The organism is Desulfobacca acetoxidans DSM 11109, assembly GCF_000195295.1.
GTDB lineage: Bacteria > Desulfobacterota > Desulfobaccia > Desulfobaccales > Desulfobaccaceae > Desulfobacca > Desulfobacca acetoxidans.
On record NC_015388.1, the window covers coordinates 3118428 to 3125000 of the forward strand.

The 6573-nt window shown below is 53.2% G+C and carries 6 protein-coding genes and 1 pseudogene (1 of these 7 cut by a window edge); all 7 read left to right on the forward strand.

Annotated elements, in window-relative coordinates; all coding sequences use genetic code 11:
• Positions 1 to 178 precede the first annotated feature (178 nt).
• Complete coding sequence (locus DESAC_RS14095) at positions 179 to 1348, forward strand: mandelate racemase/muconate lactonizing enzyme family protein (protein WP_013707740.1); 1170 nt, start codon at positions 179 to 181, stop codon at positions 1346 to 1348.
• A gap of 398 nt (positions 1349 to 1746) precedes the next feature.
• Positions 1747 to 2697: a formyltransferase gene (locus DESAC_RS14100; RefSeq protein WP_013707741.1), complete on the forward strand. Its 951-nt coding sequence runs from the start codon at positions 1747 to 1749 to the stop codon at positions 2695 to 2697.
• Between the two features lie 143 nt (positions 2698 to 2840).
• Positions 2841 to 3893, forward strand: a pseudogene (locus DESAC_RS14105) (bifunctional UDP-4-keto-pentose/UDP-xylose synthase); the annotation flags it as partial.
• Positions 3893 to 4807 (forward strand): polysaccharide deacetylase family protein, encoded by a 915-nt coding sequence (locus DESAC_RS14110; protein WP_013707743.1) that lies wholly within the window; start codon positions 3893 to 3895, stop codon positions 4805 to 4807. The pseudogene DESAC_RS14105 and the gene DESAC_RS14110, both read left to right, overlap by 1 nt.
• Positions 4804 to 5538 carry a 2-C-methyl-D-erythritol 4-phosphate cytidylyltransferase gene (gene ispD, locus DESAC_RS14115; protein ID WP_013707744.1) on the forward strand — a complete coding sequence of 245 codons (735 nt, stop codon included), beginning with the start codon at positions 4804 to 4806 and terminating at the stop codon, positions 5536 to 5538. The genes DESAC_RS14110 and ispD overlap by 4 nt, the downstream gene beginning before the upstream one ends.
• On the forward strand, positions 5535 to 6020 hold the full coding sequence (gene ispF / locus DESAC_RS14120; RefSeq protein WP_013707745.1) for a 2-C-methyl-D-erythritol 2,4-cyclodiphosphate synthase: 486 nt from the start codon (positions 5535 to 5537) through the stop codon (positions 6018 to 6020). Before ispD ends, ispF begins: the two co-directional genes overlap by 4 nt.
• Before the next feature lie 12 nt (positions 6021 to 6032).
• Positions 6033 to 6573 carry the 5' portion of a radical SAM protein gene (locus tag DESAC_RS14125; RefSeq protein ID WP_013707746.1) on the forward strand. It continues 335 nt past the right edge of the window, so the window shows 541 of its 876 coding nt (coding positions 1-541); the start codon lies at positions 6033 to 6035; its stop codon lies beyond the right edge, outside the window.

The following is a 6573-nucleotide window of genomic DNA, read 5'->3' on the forward strand; positions in this document are numbered from 1 at the left end:
ATAGCCTAGAAACCGACAGTTATATATTACTGCCAAACAAGGCGCTCAAAAACACTGAATTATTCCGGAGGCTGACATTCGGACCATTGCCTTTCTCTTCCAATAGCTGCCCTAGGCATTCCTTCAGGGCAATGTTCTCCACACATCGTGACAGACCGATACACTTCAAGGCGGAGTTATGACATTGCGATTCACCAGGCTGGAACTGCGGGAAGTAAGAATCCCTTTCCGTTTTGCTTTTAAACATTCTCTGGCAGTTCGACGCGAGGCCCACAATCTCATCCTGACGCTGGCAACCGATGCCGGGGTAATTGGGTATGGCGAGGTCATCCCTCGCACTTATCTCACCGGAGAATCTGTTGAGACCGCCTGGCAGGATATCAGATCTCATTATTGGCCCACAATCCGAGAGTTGAAACTGTCCACCGCGGCCTCTCCCTGGGAGGCGCTGCAGCCTTGCTTCGCCTGGGCCACAGCTCATCGGAAGACGGCGGCTTACGCCGGGCTCGATCTGGCTGTGTGGGATGCCTGGGCCCGAACCGCCAAACGACCGGGCTACAGCCTTTTTGGACAGAGGCGGCCCTTGCCGGTATCCATCACCGGACCCTTGGGGGTCGGCTCATTACATCGGGTCTGGAAGCTAGCCAGTCTTATGAGATTCCTGGGATTTTCGCAATTTAAATTGAAAGTCGGCAATTCCAGTGACTTAGCCACCGTGCGACTGGTGCGCCAGATTATCGGACGCCAACGGGACCTGAGAGTAGACGCCAATGGGGGGTGGAACGTCGACCAGGCTATAACCCGGATCCAGGAATTTAAGCAGTTCGGAGTTAGCTCAGTGGAACAGCCTATCCCCGCCGGAGATTCTCAGACACTGGCCCTGGTACAGCGGGAGGGAGGTCTTCCGGTAATGGCGGATGAGTCCCTCTGCACCCTTACAGACGCCAAAAATCTTTTAGAACATCAGGCCGCCGATATCTGGAACCTGCGGCTGGCCAAGATCGGGGGTTTTACCGGTCTGCTGGCTATGCTCGAAGTCGCTGGCTTCCCGTTGCCCTGGACCCCCAAACCCCTCGTAACCGGCTATCGGCCCCAGATGCAACTGGGAACCTTGGTAGGTGAAACGTCCATTCTGACGGCCGCAGCCCGGGCCTGTTTGGGGCTGTGCCCGTTCCGGCATGTTGAGTTCGGTTTCCCTCGAATTCTCCTGCAGCAGGACCCTTTCCGAGGGGATCCTGGCGGCTATCTAAGCGTCGGCAATGTCCTGAGCAATGGATTCGGGCTGGGCGTTTCTCCCCACCCGGGTCGACTGGATTCGGTGACCCGGCACCGGGAGGTGTTGACCTGAAAGAATGGGAGTTGCAAAAGAAATAGAAATAGAAAAGGAATAGCAGTAAGTTATCCTTCTATTACTATCGTAGCAATTTTTCATAGCAAACGGCGCCATCGGAATCCAGATTCATAATAAAAGTCGCTGAATATGCAATTATTTTAAGATAGTTGATTTCTTATCAGGTTGACTAACAATTTTCTTCTTGATATCGTAGTCATATGTTTGCCAGACGGCAACTAAGCGAGCTTTTTTCTCTATCCGAGCAGATTAGGTAAGTTTTCCGTACTTAGCTCTCAGCCGTCAGCTTAACGAAGGTAACCGGTAGGATACGGTATCCTCGGTAATTTATTCCGTCTGCAAATTAACTTCACATATTTGCTGAATCTCAAAGAATCCCTTTTGGCAGGATAACTATGCGCCTCCTCTTTATGGGTTATAGCAATATCGGTCATACCTGTCTGAAGGTGCTTATCGATCTGTGTCGCCAACTTGACGATAATATCGTTGCGGTGGTGACGCACGAGGACAATCCTCAGGAGCAGATCTGGTTCAGGTCCGTTCAGGAATTGGCGTTAGCCCATAACTTGCCAGTATATACCCCGGAAGACCCCAATAATCCGGAATTCGTGGAATTGTTGCGCGGGTTAGCGCCCGACTTTATTTTTTCCTGTTATTATCGCAAGATGCTTAAAAAGGCCATATTGAACATTCCTCCTAAGGGTGCTCTCAACCTGCATGGCAGCCTGCTGCCGCGTTACCGGGGACGCTGCCCCATTAATTGGGTTCTGTTACACGGGGAACCTTTGACTGGCCTCACTCTTCACTATATGGAGGAAAAGCCGGACTATGGCGACATGGTAGCCCAGGTACAGGTCCCCATCATTCCGGAAGATACAGCCTTGACCCTGTCCGACAAGATGGCTATTGCGGCTGGAACATTGATGCGACAGGTGTATCCTCTCCTGCGGGTGGATCTGGCACCCCGGATTATGCAAGACCATAACCGCGCTACTTATTTCGGTGGCCGGAAGCCGGAGGACGGCCGGATTGACTGGGAACAGCCAGCGGTGCAGATTTATAATCTTATCAGAGCCGTGACCCATCCTTTCCCTGGCGCGTTTACCTTCTGGCGAGGCAAGAGACTATTTCTTTGGGCTGGCAGGCCGAAACCGGAGAATCAGGGACCGCTATTGCAGCCGGGCGAAGTAGCATTAGATTCGGCGGCCCAACAACTGGTCATCGGTGCTGGCCAGGGAAGACTGGCGGTGATTGCAGCCCAGTTGGAGGGATCTCCGGAAGTGGTTGGCGAGGCCCTGGTTCAGCAGTTGGGATTTCTAGCGGGCGAGATCTTGGGGAGGTCCTGAAGAGACCTTCTATAAAGAGTAGTCGCTTTACTAGCACCCTACCCCCTTGAACTTTAAACCAGGTCAGCGCCATAATGTCTGCCGCCTAAAAGACCTGGAACAATACAATTACCATGTAGGACAGCAATGTGGAGGTATTTTTGAAGATACTCATCCTCGGAGTGAATGGTTTTATCGGCAACGCCTTGGTCCGCCGAATACTCAACACCACGAATTGGCTAGTCTACGGCATGGACCTGTATAATAATAAATTGGACCATTCTCTCAACCATCCCCGTTTTAACTTTCTGGAAGGCGATATCGCCATCAACAAGGAATGGATTGAATACCACATCAAAAAATGTGATGTAGTGCTTCCTCTGGTGGCCATCGCCACGCCCATGACCTACGTAAAGCAGCCACTTCGCGTCTTTGAGCTTGATTTTGAGGAAAATCTGCGGGTAGTACGCCAGTGTGTCAAGTATGGCACCAGGATCATCTTCCCCTCAACCTCTGAAGTGTATGGTATGTGTCCTGAAGCTGAATTCCATGAGGACTCCAGTACCTTGGTTCTGGGTCCGATCAATAAACCGCGCTGGATTTATAGCTGCTCCAAACAACTGTTGGATCGGGTAATCTGGGCCTATGGACAAGAAGGAAACCTGCAGTTCACCCTCTTCCGTCCCTTTAACTGGATCGGGCCGAAGTTAGATGATATCTATGCCGCCAAAGAAGGCAGTTCCCGGGTAGTAACCCAATTTATCATCAACCTGGTGAATCGGGAGCCCATCCGCCTAGTCGACGGCGGTCGGCAAAAACGCTGTTTTACTTTTGTAGAAGACGGTATCGGTTGTTTGATGAAGATCATCGAAAATCCGGGAGGTGTTGCGGATGGCAAAATCTTTAATATCGGCAACCCCGACAACGAGGCTTCGGTAAAGGAACTGGCCCTGATGCTGCTGCAGATGTTCAAAGAGCATCCGGAGCATTGCCAGGATGAGGATTATGCCGAGATTATCGAAGTTCCCCACGAAGAATATTACGGTCAGGGCTACCAGGATATCTTTACCCGGAAACCTTCTATCGCTAATGCCCGAGAATATTTAGGTTGGACGCCTGAGACGGATCTGGCAACCTCTTTGCGAATTACGCTTGATGCCTTTTTAGAAGAGGTTCGGCAGTATAACAACCAGATTGCCGGACAAGAGACATATTGATGCGCCTGGCTCTGAAAATCGACGTTGACACCCTGGTGGGATTTAAAGAGGGTGTTCCGGCCCTGTTGGCTTTATTGGCCCAGAAGGGCATAAAAACCAGTTTCTTTGTGGCCATGGGGCCGGATCATTCCGGTCGGGCCATCCGCCGCCTCTTTACCCACAAGGGATTCCTGCAGAAAATGCTGCGGACCGGCGCGCCGCGGTTGTACGGTTTCAAGACCATGTGTTATGGGACAATTCTTCCCGGTCCCCCTATTGCTGCTTCCGCTCCCGAACTGCTGCACAAGATTACTGCGGCCGGGCATGAATTGGGGCTTCATGGCTACGACCACGTCCGTTGGCAGGATTCCTTAAGCCGACTTTCCACCCCGGCGGTGCTTAAGGAAATAATCCAGGCCCAGAAAGTTTTTGTAGAGATCATGGGCTATCCTGCAGTCTCCTTCGCGGCGCCGGGTTGGCAATGCACCGCAGCCGCTTTGGACGTCCTGGTACAGGAAAAATTTTATTATTGCAGCAACACCCGAGGGTATGGTCCTTACCTTCCCTGCACGCCCGACCGAACCTGGCCGTTGTTAGAGATTCCCACGACGCTTCCAACCATGGATGAACTGTTGGGACTAAATGGACGCACCGGGGCTGATTTTAACCGGGAGATTCTGGCCAGCCTCAAATCCGGACAGACCCAAGTATTGACGATTCATGCCGAAGTTGAGGGTCGACTGTATGCAGCAGAGTTTTCCTCCCTGCTTGATCAGATTCAGGACAAAGGGGTAAAATTCATCCGTCTGCTTGATTACGCCCAGGAGCTTTGGCGATACCCGGAGCTTTTGGAAAAGGCGGAAGTTGCACCGGGAAGGTTGCCAGGACGGGCTGGAACTGTTAGTTGCCAGCACTCAAAGAGAGGCACAGTATGAGAGTGGCGGTTATTATTCCGGCTGCCGGAACCGGGCGACGGATGCACCAAGCCACCCCCAAACAATATCTCTGTCTCGGGGGCAGACCCATATTGGCTCATACTCTTGAGGTCTTTGAGAACCTGCCCGAAATCAATGAGATAACCGTGGTAGCCCAAACCAAGGCCTTGGAGTTCTGCCAGAACCAAATCATCACCCCCTTCGGATTTAAAAAAGTGCTACGGCTGGTGCCTGGCGGTAAAGAGCGCCAAGACAGCGTCTACAACGCCATTAAGGCCTTACAGCGGCAGGATGACTACGATCTTATCGTAGTGCATGACGGCGTACGGCCTTTTGTCACCCCGGAGGAAGTTCGCCGGGTAATCGGTGCCGCCTTAGAGCACGGGGCAGCGATCCTAGCCACGCCGGCCAATGATACCGTGAAAAAAGTTAACCACACCGGCCGCATCCAGAAGACCCTGAACCGTCAGGATATTTGGCTTGCCCAAACCCCTCAGGCTTTTCAGGCTCCTATCATCTGGCGGGCCTTCGTTGAGGCCTACGGCCGAGATTTTTACGGTACCGACGAGGCCTCCCTGGTGGAGGCCATCGGGATACCAGTCTTCGCGATTCCCGGTTCTGTTTACAACATTAAAGTAACTACACCCGAAGACCTGGTCCTGGCAGAGGCCATCTTGGCACTCCGGCAGCAATCTCGAACTACCACCCGGGACAGAAAAGATCAGCCATGACGACGATACGGGTTGGAAACGGCTACGACGCCCATCGTCTGGTGAGCGGCCGCCCCCTGATTCTGGGCGGAGTGGAAATCCCTTATGCTTTGGGGCTGGCCGGGCATTCCGACGCCGATGTCCTCACCCATGCTATTGGCGACGCCTTGCTGGGAGCAGTGGGGGCCGGAGATTTGGGCCGCCATTTTCCGGACAACGACCCGGCCTGGAAGGGCATCTCCAGCCTGATCCTGTTAGCCCGTATCCTGACGGTGGTCCACGCCCGGGGCTACCGCGTCGGCAATGTGGATGCCGTTATTATCGCCCAGGCCCCCAAACTCTCTCCCTACGTCCCCGAAATGATCTCCCGCCTAGCCCCGGTTTTGCAAGTTCAACCAGCAGCGGTAAACATCAAAGCCACCACCACCGAGGGCATGGGTTTTACCGGCCGGGGCGAGGGCATCGCCGCGACCGCGGTGGTGCTAGTGGAAAAAATCTCCTGATCTAACTCTTCCATGCGTTACGAAGGCCCTATTTACCGTCCCCCCAGCGAAGCCGACAGCCTCCTGATCCAGGCTACGGTCGGTTGCCCTCACAATAAGTGCACCTTCTGCATGGTTTATAAAGATAATGTACGCTTTAAGGTGAGAGCCACGACAGAGATCAAAGAAGATCTGGACGAGGCTTATAAAATCTACGGCGACGCCATCCGGACACTGTTTCTCCCGGCCGGCAACACGATTGCCATGCCCACCGCCGCCCTGGCAGAGATCTGCCGTTATAGCAGGAAATTATTTCCGCGCTTGCAGCGCATCACGGTCTATGGTTCGGCTCCCTACATCAATCAAAAAGGGATAATCGAACTCAAACAACTGGCAGAGGCCGGTCTGAGCCGGATTCATGTCGGTCTGGAGAGCGGTGATGATGAGATCTTGAGGCGCGTCAAGAAAGGCTGCAACCAACAGATACAGATCGCCGCCGGTCGGATGGTACGACAGGCCGGTTTGGAACTGAGCGAATACGTCATTTTGGGTCTGGGCGGCAAAGAGCGAACCA